This window comes from Pseudoclavibacter sp. Z016 (assembly GCF_002931215.1).
Taxonomy (GTDB): Bacteria; Actinomycetota; Actinomycetes; order Actinomycetales; family Microbacteriaceae; genus Pseudoclavibacter.
In genome coordinates this window covers 20,668-36,892 of sequence record NZ_PSTU01000001.1, presented here as the reverse complement: position 1 = coordinate 36,892, position 16,225 = coordinate 20,668, and the positions used below count along the sequence as shown (strand labels likewise).

Annotated in this window: 15 protein-coding genes; 3 read left to right on the top strand and 12 right to left on the bottom strand. The window is 69.2% G+C overall.

The features are described from left to right. Positions 1-17: 17 nt before the first annotated feature. From C5B99_RS00160 to C5B99_RS00120, 9 genes are all read right to left on the bottom strand, one after another. Complete coding sequence (locus C5B99_RS00160) at positions 18-722, bottom strand: GntR family transcriptional regulator (RefSeq protein ID WP_104239755.1); 705 nt, start codon at positions 720-722, stop codon at positions 18-20. A gap of 9 nt (positions 723-731) precedes the next feature. Beyond that, positions 732-2,105: an MmgE/PrpD family protein gene (locus C5B99_RS00155; protein ID WP_104239754.1), complete on the bottom strand. Its 1,374-nt coding sequence runs from the start codon at positions 2,103-2,105 to the stop codon at positions 732-734. Position 2,106: 1 nt separating this feature from the next. Further along, a complete protein-coding gene (locus tag C5B99_RS00150) occupies positions 2,107-3,258 on the bottom strand; it encodes a CaiB/BaiF CoA-transferase family protein (RefSeq protein WP_104239753.1) in 1,152 nt (383 codons plus the stop codon). Next, complete coding sequence (locus C5B99_RS00145; protein ID WP_104239752.1) at positions 3,255-4,094, bottom strand: CoA ester lyase; 840 nt, start codon at positions 4,092-4,094, stop codon at positions 3,255-3,257. Before C5B99_RS00145 ends, C5B99_RS00150 begins: the two co-directional genes overlap by 4 nt. After that, the gene (locus C5B99_RS00140) at positions 4,091-4,621 is read right to left on the bottom strand and encodes a MaoC family dehydratase (protein WP_104239751.1); all 531 of its coding nucleotides are present in this window, start codon (positions 4,619-4,621) and stop codon (positions 4,091-4,093) included. The genes C5B99_RS00145 and C5B99_RS00140 overlap by 4 nt, the downstream gene beginning before the upstream one ends. 8 nt (positions 4,622-4,629) lie before the next feature. Next, positions 4,630-6,075 carry an aldehyde dehydrogenase family protein gene (locus C5B99_RS00135; RefSeq protein WP_104239750.1) on the bottom strand — a complete coding sequence of 482 codons (1,446 nt, stop codon included), beginning with the start codon at positions 6,073-6,075 and terminating at the stop codon, positions 4,630-4,632. A 91-nt stretch (positions 6,076-6,166) separates the two neighbouring features. After that, positions 6,167-7,297, bottom strand: a complete 1,131-nt coding sequence (locus C5B99_RS00130) for a zinc-binding dehydrogenase (RefSeq protein ID WP_104239749.1) — start codon at positions 7,295-7,297, stop codon at positions 6,167-6,169. Next, positions 7,294-7,743 (bottom strand): zinc ribbon domain-containing protein, encoded by a 450-nt coding sequence (locus C5B99_RS00125; protein WP_104239748.1) that lies wholly within the window; start codon positions 7,741-7,743, stop codon positions 7,294-7,296. The genes C5B99_RS00130 and C5B99_RS00125 overlap by 4 nt, the downstream gene beginning before the upstream one ends. After that, positions 7,740-8,558 (bottom strand): N-acyl homoserine lactonase family protein, encoded by an 819-nt coding sequence (locus C5B99_RS00120; protein WP_104239747.1) that lies wholly within the window; start codon positions 8,556-8,558, stop codon positions 7,740-7,742. The genes C5B99_RS00125 and C5B99_RS00120 overlap by 4 nt, the downstream gene beginning before the upstream one ends. 214 nt (positions 8,559-8,772) lie before the next feature. On the opposite strand from C5B99_RS00120, the gene C5B99_RS00115 reads away from it, so the two are divergent. Both C5B99_RS00115 and C5B99_RS00110 read left to right on the top strand, forming a co-directional pair. Continuing rightward, a complete protein-coding gene (locus C5B99_RS00115) occupies positions 8,773-9,939 on the top strand; it encodes an acyl-CoA dehydrogenase family protein (protein ID WP_104239746.1) in 1,167 nt (388 codons plus the stop codon). A 55-nt stretch (positions 9,940-9,994) separates the two neighbouring features. Then, positions 9,995-11,104 (top strand): alcohol dehydrogenase catalytic domain-containing protein, encoded by a 1,110-nt coding sequence (locus tag C5B99_RS00110; RefSeq protein ID WP_104239745.1) that lies wholly within the window; start codon positions 9,995-9,997, stop codon positions 11,102-11,104. Positions 11,105-11,257: 153 nt separating this feature from the next. Here C5B99_RS00110 and C5B99_RS00105 read toward each other — a convergent pair whose 3' ends face one another. The 3 genes from C5B99_RS00105 to C5B99_RS00095 all read right to left on the bottom strand — a co-directional run bounded on the left by C5B99_RS00105 (position 11,258) and on the right by C5B99_RS00095 (position 15,485). Further along, on the bottom strand, positions 11,258-12,448 hold the full coding sequence (locus C5B99_RS00105) for a hypothetical protein (RefSeq protein WP_104239744.1): 1,191 nt from the start codon (positions 12,446-12,448) through the stop codon (positions 11,258-11,260). 103 nt (positions 12,449-12,551) lie between these two features. Beyond that, complete coding sequence (locus tag C5B99_RS00100) at positions 12,552-13,079, bottom strand: hypothetical protein (protein WP_104239743.1); 528 nt, start codon at positions 13,077-13,079, stop codon at positions 12,552-12,554. Positions 13,080-13,313: 234 nt separating this feature from the next. Continuing rightward, the gene (locus C5B99_RS00095) at positions 13,314-15,485 is read right to left on the bottom strand and encodes an ATP-dependent Clp protease ATP-binding subunit (RefSeq protein WP_104239742.1); all 2,172 of its coding nucleotides are present in this window, start codon (positions 15,483-15,485) and stop codon (positions 13,314-13,316) included. Positions 15,486-15,673: 188 nt separating this feature from the next. Between C5B99_RS00095 and C5B99_RS00090 the strand changes: the two genes are divergently transcribed. Next, positions 15,674-16,225 carry a methylated-DNA--[protein]-cysteine S-methyltransferase gene (locus C5B99_RS00090; RefSeq protein WP_104239741.1) on the top strand — a complete coding sequence of 184 codons (552 nt, stop codon included), beginning with the start codon at positions 15,674-15,676 and terminating at the stop codon, positions 16,223-16,225.

Genomic DNA, 16,225 nt, shown 5'->3' with positions numbered 1-16,225 from the left:
GGCCGGGGCCGGGGGGATCAGGTTTCGGGGAGAGAAGCCGAGGCCGTCGCCGACCTGAAGTGCGCGGCCAGCAGCTCCCCGGAGTGAATGATGTGCTCGCTCGCGGCATGCCTCGCCGCCTCCGCGTCCCTGGCCTTGATGGCGTCGATGATCTGCGTGTGGTCCGCACGGGTCGCCTCGGGCCACCCCTCGATCTGCGCGTAGAAGTTGCGGGGCACGTACTTCGAGAAGAGGGCGACGAGCCAGCGGAGCCTCGGAGCATCCACGATGTGGTTGAGCAGGTGGTGGAACTCGTTGTTGCGGGCCTCGAGCGCTTCGACGTCCCCGCGCACGGCCGCGGCGAGCAGCTCGTAGTGCAGGGCCTCGAGCACTCGCAGCTGCTCATCGGAGATGCTGCGCGCGGCACGCGCGGCGAGCTCTCCGGCCACGTTGGCGTGCACGAGGAAGACGTCTTCGATGTCCGCAGCCGTGATCGGGTGCACGCGGAACCCCTGGCCGCGCACGCCGTCGACGAAGCCCTCCACGCGGAGCGACTGCAGCGCCTCGCGAACCGGAGTCGCCGACACCTTCAGCCGCTGCGCGATCTCGTCGATCTGCAGAGATTCCCCGGGCAGGAGCACCCCGGAGATGATGCGCTCTCGGAGGTACTCGGCCGCGAACGAGCGCATGCTGCCGTAGCGACGGGCTGCGTCTTCGAGGCGTTCGTCGGGTGGGAGCGGCACGGGGACATCTTACTGAGCGGGCAATTCGGGCCGCGGCATGGCTTCCATGAGCTCCGCGACGGATGCGGTGCGGTCGCGTTCCACGAGCGCCCAGAGCGCGTTCGCGCACGTCTCGCCGACGAGCCCCCTCGCCTTGGCGTGCAGGTCCTGTCGGGAGGCGCGTGCGCCGGGCGAGCCGCGGTAGGCGCTCGTCGAAGCCTCGTGCACGGTGCCGTCCGTGAAGGTGACCCGCACTTCGGCGGTCCAGTCTGCCGGGAACGCCGCTTCGACCGCAGGCGAGGTCACACATCTCACCTTCCTCATGAGCGGGAGCAGCTCGTCCGCGAGCTCCGCTGCCCGGTCGAACTGGTCGACGGTCGCGGTGCCGGTGGTGAGCGCGAGCGCTGCGCCGAACGGCATGTTGAACTGCGCATCCACGGCCGATTCGACGCGCAGCTTCGCGTCTGCTGGCACGCTGACGAGGCGCGCGCCCGCTTCGATGACGGCCACCTCGACGTCGTCGACGTCGTCCGCGGACAGGCCTGGCCGCTGCGAGGCGACGTCGAGGAGCAGGTCGATGTTGCCGTGCATGTAGCGGCAGCAGGGGTAGAGCTTGATGCTCGTCCTCCAGGCGTATTCGCCTGGCGTGATGGTGCGCACACGATCGGGGTGGAAGCCGTCGCCGTAGTTCGCGAGGAACCCGTCGCGTCCTTCGAGGGCCGCGGCCGGCGCGACGAAGCCTACGGCGGCGAGCCGGGTCGCGCGGATTCCGACGGCCGCGGCGTGACCCGCGTTGAGGCGCTTCGTCCAGGCGCCGTCGGAGAGGAACTCGAGCGAGCCCGCCGCGAGGTTCGAGGCGAGGCCGATGGCGTCGACCGTCTGCGACTCGTCGAAGCGGAGGAGGCGGGAGACGGCTGCGGCGGCTCCGATGGCGCCTGCGACTCCGGTCGGGTGGAAGCCGCGGCCGTAGCTCTCGGCGGCTCCGAGGACGACCCCGATGTCGCACATCACGTCGTACCCGACGACCGCTGCATCGAGGAGGGCACCGTAGCTCGCCCCGTGCTCTTCCGCCGCGGCGAAGAGGGCCGGGAACAGCACAACGGCGGGATGCAGTGACGCTTCCTCGAAGGTGTCGTCGAGCTCCAGCCCGTGGGCGGTGATGCCGTTGACCAGCGCCGCATCCTCAGCGGACAGCCGGATCGCAGCCCCGAGCACAGACGACGGCGCGACGTCCGTGGCGAGCCCTGCGTAGGCGTCGCGTGCAGCTCGGGCCGACTCGCGTCCGCTGCCTCCGAGCGTCACGGCGAGGGCGTCGAAGAGCAGCGCGCGCATCCACGCGGAGCGCTCCCCGTCGAGGTCAACGGGGCCGAGGGCATGCTGCGCGTAGCTGCGAGCGAGTGACATGTCAGTTCCGTTCTTCGGTGGCGGCGAATTCGCGCCGGACGCGGTCGGTGTGCTCGCCCGTGTCGGGCACTGGCTTCATCGCCGGCCGGTAGGAGCCTGCTGTCACGGGGGGAAGGAGCGAGCGGGCTGACCCCCCAGGGGTCTCGACCTCGACCCACCTGTCTCGCTCCGCGAGCTGCGGATGCGCGGAGAACTCCGCCATCGTCCGCATGCGCGCGTTGGCGATCGCCAGGGAGTCGAGGCGTCTGATCACCTCATCGCTCGGGGTCTCGGCGATCGCCGCTCCTATGAGCTCGCTGAGCGCGTCCCGGTTCGCGACCCGATGCTCGTTGAGGCTGAACTTCGGGTCGTCGGCGAGCTCCACCGCCCCCAGGACGTCGCGGCAGAAGCCCGCGAACTCCGTCTCGTTCTGGATGCCGATGAACACGGTCCCGTCTGAGGCTTCGAACGGGCCGTATGGGGCGATGGTGGCGTGGGATGCACCGTGCCGCTGGGGCGGGTGGCCGCCGTACTCGGCGAACAGGTAGGGCTGCTGCATCCATTCGCCGAGCGCCTCGAGCATGGAGACCTCGATGCGGTCGCCGACGCCGGTCCGTCCGCGCTGGATGAGCGCGGCGAGCACACCGGAGTACACGTACATGCCCGCCGCGATGTCGGCGACGGAGGCCCCGACCTTCGACGGCTGCTCCGGGGTGCCGGTCACCGAGAGGAGGCCGGCTTCGCACTGCACGAGGAGGTCGTAGGCCTTCTTGCGCGTGTAGCTGCCGCCCGTGCCGTATCCGGAGATCTCGGCGTAGATGAGTCGGGGGTTGCCTGCCGCGAGTGCGTCGTAGCCGAGGCCGAGGCGGTCGAGCGCGCCTGGTGCGAGGTTCTGCACGACGACGTCGGCGGTCGCGGCGATGCTGCGGAACAGCTCGGCGTCCGCCTCGTCCTTGAGGTCGAGCACAACCGATTCCTTGCCGCGGTTGAGCCAGGCGAAGAAGCTCGACGTGCCGTGCACGGTGGAGTCGTAGCGGCGCGCGAAGTCGCCACCTGCACGCTCGATCTTGATGACGCGGGCGCCGAGGTCGGCGAGCTGTCGCGTCGCGAAGGGGGCGGCGACCGCCTGCTCGACGCTGAGCACGGTGATGCCGTCGAGCGGCCTGCCGTTCATGATGCTTCCCCGAGCGCGGCGAGCAGGCGCCGCGCTCGCCGCAGCACGGGTGCGTCGACCATGGCCCCGTCGACCTGCACGGCGCCGGAGCCTGCGCCGACCACGCGGCGGGCCCAGTCGATCTGGGCGTCGGTCGGCCGGAACGCCGAGGCGATGGCGGGCAGCTGGGCGGGGTGGATGGCGAGCATGCCGCCGAAGCCGAGGGCGACGGCGTGCGTGGCGGCGGACTCGACGGCCGCGACGTCGCGGATGCTGGCGCTCGGGGATTCGACTGGGGCTGGTGCCCCGGTGAGGCGCGAGACGAGGACCAGCTCGACGCGTGCCGCATCGAGCAGCGAGTCCGCGTCGCCGCCCGCATCGACCGCGAAGTCGAGCGCCCCGAAGGCGAGGCGCACGTCGAGCTCGGGCTCACCCGGGCCGCGGGTGACGAGCGTCTCCGCCACGCGAAGGCCGCGCACGGTCTCGACGAGCGCGAGGAGCGGCGCGCCACCCGAGGCGTCGCTCACCTGCCGGAGGTAGGCCCGCGACTCGGCCTTCGGCACGGCGACGCCAGCGAGGGCGCCGGGCGACCTGGCGGACACATCCTCCAGCAGCGCGAGGTCGGGCGCGCTGTCGCCCGTGTCCGCCGGGTTGACCCGCACGAGCACACGACCGGGTGCGGCCGTGGCCAGCAGATCGCGGATGGCGGTTCGCGCCCGTTCCCGGTTGTCGGCCGCGACCGCATCCTCGAGGTCGAGGATCACCAGGTTGGCCCCGGAATCCAGCGCCTTCGAGAAGCGGTCGGGCCGATCTCCCGGGACGAAGAGCAGCGTCTGCGCTGCCGCGAGGGCGCTCATCGCTCGATCGCGTCGGGCAGCGACGACTCGTCGGGGCGTGGCGTCGGGGAGATGGGCAGGAACCCGCGCCTCGAGACCATGAACGTGCGTCGGAAGCTGATGACGATGACGCCCTCCTGGTTGTACCCCTCGGTCGCGACCTCGACGATGCCGACCGAGGGGCGCGAGCGCGACTCCCGGAGCGAGAGCACCTTGGAACGCGACGAGATCGTGTCTCCCACGAAGACCGGATGCGGGAGCCGGACCTCGTCCCAGCCGAGGTTCGCGAAGACGTTCATGGACAGATCGATCGTCGACTGCCCGGTGACGAGGGAGAGCGTGAAGCAGGAGTTCACGAGGATGCGCCGGAACTCGGTGCTCTCCGTGAGGCGCGCGTCGACGTGCACCTTCGCGACGTTCTGCGTCATGAGGGTCGACGTCATGTTGTCGTCCTCGGTGACGGTCTTGGAGAACGGGTGGTAGTAGAGGTCTCCCGGGGTGAAGTCCTCGAAGACCCGCCCCGTCCACCCCTCGACGATCTGCGTCATGATGCTCCCTACAGTTTGACGATGACGGTCTTGGTCTCGGTGTACGCGTCGAGCGACTCGACGCCCTTCTCTCTGCCGTAGCCGGACTTCTTGAAGCCGCCGAACGGGTACTCGACGCCGCCGCCCGCCCCGTAGGCGTTGACATACACCTGCCCGGCCTCGACGCGCGCGGCGAGGCGGTGTGCCCTGGAGATGTCGCGGGTCCAGATCGCCGCCATGAGCGCGTAGTCGGTTCCGTTGGCGATGCGGACCGCCTCGTCCTCGTCGGCGAAGGTCGTGGCGACCAGCACGGGGCCGAAGACCTCCTTCTGCGCGATCTCGGAGCTCGGGTCGACGTCGGCGATGAGCGTCGGGGCGAAGAAGGCGCCGGCCCCGTGCCCGTCTGGCACGTGCCCGCCGGTGATGACGCGGCCGTCGGCGCCGTCGACGAGGCCGCGCACCCGGTCCTGCTGCTTGACGGACACGAGCGGGCCGAGGTCGCGGTCGTCGGAGCCCGGGCCGATGGTCACCCGCTCGAAGGAGGTCTTCAGCTTCGCGAGAAGCTCGTCGGCGACATCCTCGTGGACGATGAGTCGTGAGCCCGCCGAGCAGGTCTGACCCGCGTTCTGCAGGATGCCCTTCGTGATGAACATCGTCGCCTCATCGAGGTCGGCGTCGGGGAACACGACGTGGGGGCTCTTTCCCCCGAGCTCGAGCACCGCCGGGATCACGTTCTGCGCGGCCGCGGTCGCGATCGACGTACCGACCGCGGTCGAGCCGACGAAGCCGATGTGGTCGATGCCCGGATGCTCGGCGAGCGCGGCACCGACCTCGACGCCGATGCCGGTGACGATGTTCAGCACCCCGGCGGGGATGCCGACCTCGACCGCGAGCTCCGCGATGCGCACCGCGGTGCGGGGCGTCTCGTCGGCCGGCTTCAGCACCACGGTGTTGCCCGTGGCCAGGGCGGGCGCGACGGCCCGGCCGAAGAGCTGCATGGGGTAGTTCCAGGCGATGACGCTGCCGCAGACGCCGCGCGCCTCCCGCCGCGTGTACACGTGGAACGCCGGATCGACGGGCAATGACAGGCCGTAGTAGGAGTCGATGGCCCTGCCGTAGAAGGTGAAGTACCGAGCAGCGACCGTCGCATCCGTTCGCGCCTGGGTGAGCGGCTTGCCCGTGTCCTGCGATTCGAGCAGTGTGAGCTCCTCGCGGTTCGCGATGATGGCCGCCGCGAGCGCCTGCAGCAGGTCGGCGCGCACCTCCGGCTTGGTGGCGGCCCATCCGGGTTGCGCGGCCCGGGCGGCTGCGACCGCGGCATCCACGTGGGAGGCATCGCATCGCGCGGTGAGGCCGAGCACCTCCCCCGTCGCCGGGTCGATGTTCTCGTAGCTGCGCTCAGCGGCCACGCGCTCGCCGCCGATGTAGGCCGTCGTCGTGGCAGCTCCCGACGCGGTGTGCACTGATTGGGACATGTCTCTCCTGGAATCTCTGCTGGCCTGGAATCTCTGCTGGCCAAAAATCTCTGCTGGTCGTCGGCGGATGTCGACGTGGTGTCGCCGGTGATCAGTCGTCGATGACGATGCCGGCGCGGGTCACCTGCCGCGCCTCTGCGGCGGCGAGGGCCTCTGGCACCTGATCGAGGGTGTAGTCGGCGTCCACGAGCGACTCCCACGGGAACTGCGGCGTCGCCTCGATGAAGCGCACGGCCTTGCCGAGCACCTCGAGCGGGTAGCGGATGGCGGCGCGGATCTGCACGCCGGTCCGGGTGAAGAGGCCAGGGTCGAAGTCCGTGAACTTGTTCGGAGAGATGTTGCCGATCTCGACGACGATGCCGCCGGATCTCGCCGACCGCACCGACTCCGAGAACGCGGACGGCACGCCGGTGAGGTCGATCACGACGTCACCGCCCCCGCCCGTCGCGTCGCGGACGAGCTGCACGCGTGCCGCGCCGTCAGCGGCCTGCGAGAGATCGATCGTGTGGTGGGCGCCGAAGTCCTTGACCTTCTCGAGGCGACTCGGCGTCATCTCCGCCACGTAGACCTCCGCCCCCAGCACCGAGGCGACGGCGGAGGCGCAGACACCGAGCCCGCCGGCGCCGAAGATGACGACCTTGTCCCCGTAGGAGACCTCCCCGAGGAGGCACCCGTAGTAGACCTGCGACAGGGCGCAGTTGGCGGAGGAGGCAGCCTTCGAGGTGACGCCGTCCGGCACCTTGTACACGGCCTGGTTCGGGCCCACCGCATAGTGCGTGCCGAACGTGCCGAAGAAGTGCGGGGCCTCGTCGGCCTGCTTCGACCATCCCGTGTAGGCGTTGCGGCAGATGTTGCCGTGCCCGTTGTTGCACTCGGGACAGCGGCGGCATGCCTGGAAGTACGTGGCCACGACTCGGTCTCCCACGGCGAGCGGCTCCCCCGCGAAGTCGGTCGTGACGCCGTCTCCGAGGGCGGCGACTCGGCCGACGCCCTCGTGTCCCATGACGCAGCCGGGTCGAACCAGCGGGTGGCTGCCGTGCAGGATGTGCACGTCGGAGCCGCACACGTTGGCGCGGATCATGGACAGCACGACCCCGCCCGGCACGGGGGAGGGCACCGCGTAGGACCGGGACGCGGTGCGGTCGATGTCGTCGAGGATCGTCGTCGTGCCGTGCGCCTGCTGCGCGTCGGTCTGGGCGTGCGTGGAAGCTGTCGCAGTCATGCTCCGGTCCCTCTCCTGGTGGTTGTGCTCGCCGTCGAGGCCGGCGATTCCGATACGCGAGCTGCGGCGGCCGTCGCGGAGGCGACCGATGCGCCGATGTCGTCGCCCGCACGCAGCGGGCGCCCCTGGAAGATCCCCTCGTGGGCGAGGATCGGGCGCCGATCACCGGCGAGCTCCGGGTACTTGGCCTCGAGCTTCTCGCGCTTCTCGATCTTGGAGCGCCAGTGGGCGACCGCTTCGGGGCGGCCGCGATCGATGCCCTGCCAGCTGTGCGGCATCTCGGCGCGGCTGGGTCCTGCGTCGGCGGCGCCCCCGATCCGCACCGCGGAGGGGACACGGCTGGTCGCGGTCCCGCATCCGGGGCAGGCGGGGTTGTCGGCCAGCATCGACTCGATGCCAGCCTCGAAGCGATGCCCTTCCTGGCAGCGGAAGTCGTAGAGGATCATGAGTAGAACCCGTTCGGCGCGAAGGTGAGCTCCTTCTTCTGCTCTTCGTCGTGGCCGAAGATCACCTGGGCGTCGGTCTCCTGAGCGATGCGGCGGAGCTTCTCGACCGACTCGAGCCAGGCGAGGTTGTTCCACACGATGGCCGCTCCGACCGCTGGCGGCCCCCAGGAGTCGGCGAGGTAGACGGCGTCGGAGGTGAAGATCTTCGTGCCGTCGTTGGGCAGGTCGACCTTGAGCGACATGGTTCCCCACGTGTGGCCCGGCGTCTGGATGACGCTGACGCCCGGCAGGATCTCGTCGTCACCGGCGATGCCGCCGATGTTGAGGCCCTTGAAGTCGTCGGGGATGTGCGCACCCTGGTTGTACCCGGTGATGGTGGCGACTCCGTCGAGCTCGGCCTGGCTCGTGACGATGCGGGTCTTGCCGTTGTCGAACATCCTGGCGTTGGCGGCGTGGTCGAAGTGCAGGTGCGAGAGCACCAGGATGTCGATGTCGTCCGGGGTGAGCTCGAGCTGCTTGAGGCTCGAGTCGAGGTAGCCGGTGTCTGCCTGCGGGTCGTCGATGACGGGGAAGAACTCGTCGAAGCCGGTCGGGGCCCAGTGCTCAGCCCAGTTGCGTGGGACGCCGGTGTCCCAGAGGATGCGCCCGTCCGGGTGGTCGATGAGCACGGCGTGCGTCGGCACCTGACCCCATGCGCGTTCGTCGTGGCGGTGGTCGCGGGTCTTGATGACCCTGCCTGGCTTGAGCAGCAGCCAGGTGAGGTCGGCTTCCATGGTTCCTGACTCCAGGATGTGGAGCTTGATGTCGTTCGTCACTTGCCATCTCCTTTGATTGGCCCAGCGGGGGAAGGCGCTCGGGCTCTGGGTGGCGAGCGTGAGGAGCGCTTCCCGATTACCGTAAGCGAATATATTCAAGGGGTCAATACCTTGTAGCCCGCTCTCAGCCTTGCTATGTTGGCGAACATCCTAAAAATATTTGACGGCCTGTCGCCCTGTCGCGAGTGCCGCCCCTGATCGAAGGAGAGCCGCTGTGACAAGCCGGACTGCCAGCGACGACAGAACAGCCCTGCGTGCGCGCACTGAAGCGGTCTGCGACGAATTCGACGACACCTACTGGCGTGAGACCGACCGCGAGCGCCGCTATCCGCAGGAATTCGTGGACGCCATGGGAGCTGCCGGCCTCCTCTCGGTCATGATCCCCCGCGAGTACGGCGGTGGCGGCTACGGCATCGACGCCGCCACGGGAGTCATGGAGGCGATCAACCGCTCCGGAGGACACTCCGCCGCCTGCCACGCGCAGATGTACACGATGGCCGCACTGCTGCGGCACGGCACCGACGCGCAGAAGGACCGCTACCTCCCCGGCATCGCGGACGGCAGCATCCGCCTCCAGGCGTTCTCGATCACCGAGGACGCCGGCTCGGACACCCTCGCCATCACGACCACCGCGACGCCCGACGGCGACAGCTATGTGATCGACGGCCACAAGACCTGGACGAGCCGGTTCGAGGAGTCCGACCTCGCACTCGTGCTCACGCGCACCTCCGAGACCCCGAAGGGAACCACGGACGGCCTCACGCTGTTCCTGCTCGACCTTCGCGAGATCCGCGCACAGCAGCCGGATGCCCTGCTCGTCACCCCGGTGCGCACCATGTTCAACTACGCCACCAACCAGGTCACCTACCGAAGCGTCCGCGTGCCCGCCGACGCGGTCATCGGACGAGTCGGCAACGGCTTCCGGCACGTGCTCGACGGCTGGAACGCCGAACGCATCCTGCTCGCCTCCGAAGCCATCGGCGACGGCTACTGGTTCATCGAGCGCGCCGTCTCCTACGCCAAGTCCCGCCACGTGTTCGGACGCGCCATCGGAACCAACCAGGGCGTCCAGTTCCCCATCGCCGACGCCTACATGAAGGTTCGCGCGGCCGAGCTCATGCGGGACGAGGCGACCGCACGCTTCGATGCGGGTGAGCCCGCCGGCGCGGAGGCGAACATGGCGAAGCTGCTCAGCTCCGAAGCGTCCTGGGCGGCCGCCAACATGTGCCTCGACACGCACGGCGGCTACGGATTCGTCGACGAATACGACGTCGAACGCAAGTTCCGGGAGACTCGGATGTTCTCCGTCGCACCCATCAACAACAACCTGGTCCGCAGCTTCGTCGCCACGAAGGTGCTCGGGCTGCCGAAATCGTACTGAACCGAGCCCACCCCGGGCCGCAGCATCCACCGCATGTATCGACGAAGGAGTCAGCATGAACATCCAGGGAGCAGTCCTCGAGGAGATCGGCCTGCCGCGGCCGTACTCGGAGTCGAAGCCGTTGAAGGTCGTCGAGCTGGAACTCGACGATCCGGGACCCGACGAGGTCCTGATCCGCATCAGGGCGGCAGGGCTCTGCCACTCCGACCTGTCCGTCGTCGACGGGAACCGGGTACGGCCGACGCCCATGCTGCTCGGCCATGAGGCTTCGGGGATCGTGGAGAAGGTGGGTTCGAACGTCACCGACCTCGAGATCGGCGAGCAGGTGACGACGGTCTTCCTCCCCCGCTGCGGTGAGTGCGACAACTGCAAGACCGACGGGAAGCTGCCGTGCACCCCCGGCAGCGTCGCCAACAACGCCGGCTACCTGGTCGGCGAGCACTTCCGGCTGCACCGCGACGGGAAGGACATCTTCCACCACGTCGGCGTCTCCGGATTCGCGACGCACGCGGTGCTCAACCGCCAGTCGGTGGTGCCCATCGGGCACGACGTGCCCCCGGAGATCGCCGCCGTGCTCGGCTGCGCGGTGCTCACCGGTGGCGGCGCCGTCATCAACGCGGGCAAGCCGCAGGACGGCGACACCGTGATGATCGTCGGCCTGGGCGGCGTCGGGATGGCGGCGCTCCTCACGGCCGTCTCGCTGGAGAAGGGCAAGGTCATCGGCGTGGATGCGAACCCCGAGAAGCTCACCCGAGCCCTGGAGCTTGGCGCGAGCGAGGTCTACACGCCAGCGGAACTCGCCGAGAACGGCGTGAAGGCCCCCATCGTCATCGAAGCGGCTGGCCATCCTCGCGCCTTCGAGACCGCAGTCGCCGCTACCGGCGTCGGCGGCACGACGGTCACGGTCGGCCTGCCCTCACCGGATGCGCGTTCATCGATCGCTCCGCTCGGGCTCACCGGGGAGGCACGGACCATCGTGGGCTCCTACCTGGGATCGGCAGTCCCGGCTCGCGACATTCCCGTCTACGCGCAACTCTGGCGCGACGGGAAGCTGCCCGTCGAGGAGCTCATCTCGGGACGCATCCGGCTGTCGGAGATCAACGATTCCCTCGACAAGCTCGCCGACGGGCAGGCCGTGCGACAGGTCATCATCTTCGACGAGTAGACCGATCGCCGCCGGGCTCCGACCGGGGCGAGCCCCAGAGCTGACCTGTGGTCGTCAACCCTCAAGGTTGACGACCACAACTCAGCTCTCGGCGTTCAGGGGGACGCGAGCGCCGGGTGCCGGGCGGCGGGCGGTGGCCCGAGGAGTTACGCGTCACTCGGGCGCGGGCGCGGACGCGGGCTGGAGAGCCTCCGCGGCGGCCACGAGGTCGGGGTGCCCCGCGAGCCCACGGACCCCGTGCATCGAGTACGTCGCCATCATGATCGCGACCGGCACGTGATCGCCGACGAGCATCAAGGGCTCCGCCCCCTCGAACTGCAGCACCAGCGACCGCTCGCGCAACGACGGGTAGCTCGCGACGACCCCCGAGTACCAGAACGACAGCCACCGCCCGCCCGCGAAGCAGATCAGTCGCTGGTTCGAGACCAGGACCCTCGCCGTCTGCCACTCTCGCCACTGCTCCGCGGCTTCTCGCTCAGCGCTCGACCGGGCGGATGCGTTGCCGAGCGCATTCACTGCAAGCCCGGCCGCGACGAAGGCCGGGCTGCCGAAGAAGAAGCCGGAGGTGGTGGAGTAGCTGACGTCTCGCCCGTAGTAGCGGGCGTAGGTCGCTGGCGCATCCTGGAAGAACACCTCGTCAGGTGAAGCGCGGAAGTCCCACACTTCGACGGTCTGCGGGATGCGCTGCTCGAGCAGCTCATCCCGGAAGCGAAGCGCAGCCGTGAGCCGGTCGTGGGAGTAACGCTGCGCGTCGAGCCGCTCGCGCTCTCGGCTCGTGTACTTGCCGCGGCGGTGCCTGCTCTCGCGGCGATTCACGGCGGCCCCTCGGAGCGCCGCGCGGCCAAGGCCCAAGAGGAGGAGGACAGCGAAGAGCATGCATGCCCAGAAGAGCAGCGAAAGGCCGAGTCCCGTGAAGGAGCGGCCGACCTCGTCGTCCGCTGACGGAGCCCCCTCGAATCCGGAGAGCACCGGGGTGACGATGGCCGCGATGAGCACGAACACGGCCCCGAGGACGAGCAGCGGCACGAGCCAGCGCCCTCGCCGCTTCCACCGCTCGGCCTCACCACCCTCACCGTGCTTCCGCGCTGCCCAGCGTCGTTCGACGGCGCGCAGGAGGTCGACTCGGACGACGTACGTCGACAGGATCACCAGGGCGAGCAGCGCGGCAGGGAGGAGCAGGAAGTACGCGAGTGTGGCGAAGCTGAACGCGAGCTCGTCCGCCGATTGCGCTATGTGGAGCCGTTCGAGCGACTGGGGTGCAGCACCGAGCCCGAATGCGACCAGGGCGACGAGCAGCCCGAGCCAGATGAAGCGGCCTACCTGTGAGCCCCGTTTCGTCGTCATGACGCCAACGTACGACGATCCACCGACGTTCGGCCAGGTCAGTCCTCCCCCGCCAGGCCGCAGAAGCGAACGCACCGGCCGAGTGCGGGATCGAGGACGAGGGTCAGGCGGTGACGCCCACCTCGCCGGTCGCGGTCGCATCGGCGACGGCGCGCCTGCTGGCGCGGGCACCGAGGGTACCGCGGAACCACAGCGCGCCCGCGACCGCGAGGCAGACGAGGAAGGCGCCGAGTGCACTCACGACGGGCACGAGCGCCTCGCTCGGTCCTGCCACGAACGGCATGAAGGCGACGACGAAGAACACGACGACGGCGATGGGCGGCGAGAAGAGCAGCGGCAGCGTCCAGGTCGCGAAGAGCGGTGTCTCGCGCAGTGCGATCCACCCGAACGTGGTGCCGACGGCGTACACGGCGTAGGCGATGAGACCGACGATGAACGCGAGGAGCACAAGCGGCACGAGCGTGCCGAGGAAGAACTGGTAGGCGTCGCGCCCGAACAGCACCATGACGTCGTCGCTCGCGACGGGCGTGGACGTGAGCCGTCGCAGCGAGAGGGCGATGACGCCGACGATGCCGAGCACGGCGACGACGGGCGCGGCGATGAGTGGCAGTATCCAGCGCAGGTGCTCCATGCCGCTCAAGATAAGCGCGGTTGCGGATGCGCGCGGCGAGCGACGCGCCCGAGTTACCCACCAGAGACCTCCCGACTGCGTCTCCCTGCCGCCTCACTCGGCGCTCACCCGGCGCAAGAGTGAGCCAGATGCAGGCTCCAGCGAACTGGAACCTGCATCTGGCTCACTCTTCTGTCACCGGCGCCGGCGCCGGCACTGATACTGGCGCCAACGCAGGCGCCAGGCGCCAGCGCCCTACTCGATGGCCGCGGAGTGCGGCGTGGTGGACTGCACGTTGAGAGACTCGCCGTCGCTCGCCACGACGACGGAGATCGTGTCGCCGTCGCGGACCGTGCCCGCAAGGAGTGCCCTCGCGAGGCGGTCGTCGATCTCGCGCTGCATGAGCCGACGCAGCGGCCTGGCCCCGTAGATGGGGTCGTAGCCTCGCTCAGCGAGCCAGGCCCTGGCGTCGTCGTCGACCTTGATCGTGAGGCGACGCTCGCCGAGCCTGCGCTGCAGCCGCTCGATGTACAGCGCCACGATCTGCGCCAGCTCATCCTGCGAGAGGGCGCTGAACACGACGATGTCGTCGAGTCGGTTCACGAACTCCGGCTTGAACGAGTGCCGGACGGCTGCCATGACGCTCTCCTCCCGATCCTCGGGGGTGAGGAGCGGGTCGATGAGGTACTGCGAGCCGAGGTTCGAGGTGAGGATCAGGATGACGTTGCGGAAGTCGACCGTGCGTCCCTGGCCGTCGGTGAGGCGCCCGTCGTCGAGCACCTGCAGGAGGATGTCGAAGACCTCGGGATGCGCCTTCTCGACCTCGTCGAACAGCACGACCGAGTACGGCCTGCGTCTGACGGCCTCGGTGAGCTGCCCGCCCTGCTCGTAGCCGACGTACCCGGGAGGGGCGCCGACGAGCCGGGCGACGGAGTGCTTCTCCCCGTACTCGGACATGTCGATGCGGATCATGGCCTTCTCGTCGTCGAAGAGCAGCTCGGCGAGCGCTCGCGCGAGCTCCGTCTTCCCGACTCCGGTGGGACCCAGGAAGAGGAAGGAGCCCGTGGGGCGGTCGGGGTCTGCGATGCCCGCGCGCGTGCGGCGGATCGCATCCGCGACCGTCGCCACGGCCTTCTCCTGCCCGACGAGTCGCTTGCCGAGTTCGGCCTCGAGGTGGAGGAGCTTCTCCATCTCGCCTTGCAGCAGCCTGCCCACGGGGATGCCGGTCCACGCGGCCACAACCCCCGCGATGTCCTCGGCGGTGACGTGGTCGTTGACGAGCTTGGGCCCGCCGCCTTCCGTGGCCTCAGCCTCGTGCAGCTGCTTCTGGATGCCGGGGAGCTCCCCGTAGAGCAGCCGGGAGGCGAGCTCGAGGTTGCCCTCGCGCTGCGCACGGTCGGCGCGCACGCGGATGTTGTCGAGCTCCTCGCGGAGCTCGCCGATGCGGTTGAGGGATGCCCGCTCGATGCTCCAGCGCTCCTTCAGCTCGCCGAGGCGCGCGTTCTTCGTGTCGAGGTCGGCACGGAGCGTGGCGAGGCGCTGCCGCGAGGCGTCGTCGTGCTCCTTCTTGAGCGCGAGCTCCTCGAGGCGGAGACGGTCGACCTGCCGCTGGAGGGTGTCGACCTCGACCGGCGAGGAGTCGATCTCCATCCGCAGGCGCGAGGCCGCCTCGTCGATGAGGTCGATCGCCTTGTCTGGCAGCTTCCGGCCCGTGATGTAGCGGTTCGAGAGCGCGGCTGCGGCGACGAGCGCCTGGTCGGCGATCGACACCTTGTGGTGCGCTTCGTACCGCTCCTTCAGACCGCGGAGGATCGCGATCGAGTCCTCGACGCTTGGCTCACCGACGAACACCTGCTGGAAGCGTCGCTCGAGCGCCGCATCCGATTCGATGAACTGGCGGTACTCGTCGAGTGTCGTCGCGCCGATGAGGCGCAGCTCGCCACGAGCGAGCATGGGCTTCAGCATGTTCGCTGCCGAGATGCTCGACTCTCCGCCCCCAGCACCCATGAGGGTGTGGAGCTCGTCGATGAACGTGATGATGCGCCCGTCGGATTCGGTGATCTCCTTGAGGACGGCCTTGAGCCGCTCCTCGAAGTCGCCGCGGTACTTGGCGCCCGCGATGAGCGCCGACATGTCGAGGCTGACGAGCTCCTTGTCCTTGAGGGATTCGGCGACGTCGCCGGCGACGATGCGCTGGGCGAGGCCCTCGACGACCGAGGTCTTCCCGACGCCGGGTTCGCCGATGAGCACTGGGTTGTTCTTGGTGCGCCGGGTCAGCACCTGGCTGACGCGTCGGATCTCGGAGTCGCGGCCGATGACCGGGTCGAGCTTGCCCGAGCGGGCGATGTCGGTGAGGTTGATTCCGTACTGTTCGAGTGCGCTCTTGGCCTCTTCGTCTGGTGCCTGAGCGCCTTGCATGTTTGCCATGGGGCTCCTTCGTCAAAGTTGCTTCCGACCCAGATGGATCAAAAGTTGAGTCGGAATGGCTCAAGTTTAGATTCCGAGACGGAATAACACCACCCAAAGCTGGGTGGCTCAGCCAACTCCCAGCGCAACCTCGACGCCTCCGCACCGCCTCTGACCAGGACTTCTCTTGACGTGGCAGAGTTCCTGTTATGCCAGAAGCACCCGAAGAGTCGCCGCTCGACGTCAACGCACTCCGCGTCGGCAGCGTCGAGCTGCTCGGCGAGCGATTCTCGATCGTCAAGGCCGGGCCGTCGGAGGCCGTGCGCGCCTCAGGATTCGGGAGCCCGAACTCGCTCGCCTACGCGGTCTTCGGCCGCCGATCCGAGCTCCTCGAGGTGCAGGAGCTCGATGACGCCGACGCCGCACTCGCCGCCGTCCGAGCCTTCGATGACGGCGACCCGTCGCTCCTCGACGCCATCGACGTCCACCAGGACGGCACCGAGCTGCGCCGCGCCATGTGGAGGGCGGCCAGGCTCGTCGAACCCGGCACCCTCGCGAGCTACGGCGACGTCGCGACCATCGCCGGGCATCCACGCGCCGCCCGCGCCGCCGCGAGCGCGTGCGGCGCCTGCCTCGTGGGCCTCTTCGTGCCCGTGCACCGCATCGTCCGAGCCAGCGGCAAGCTCGCGGGGCACGCTGACGACATCGCCGTCCGGCAGGCGCTCATCGACCACGAACGCGCGACGGGGATGCGCGGCTGA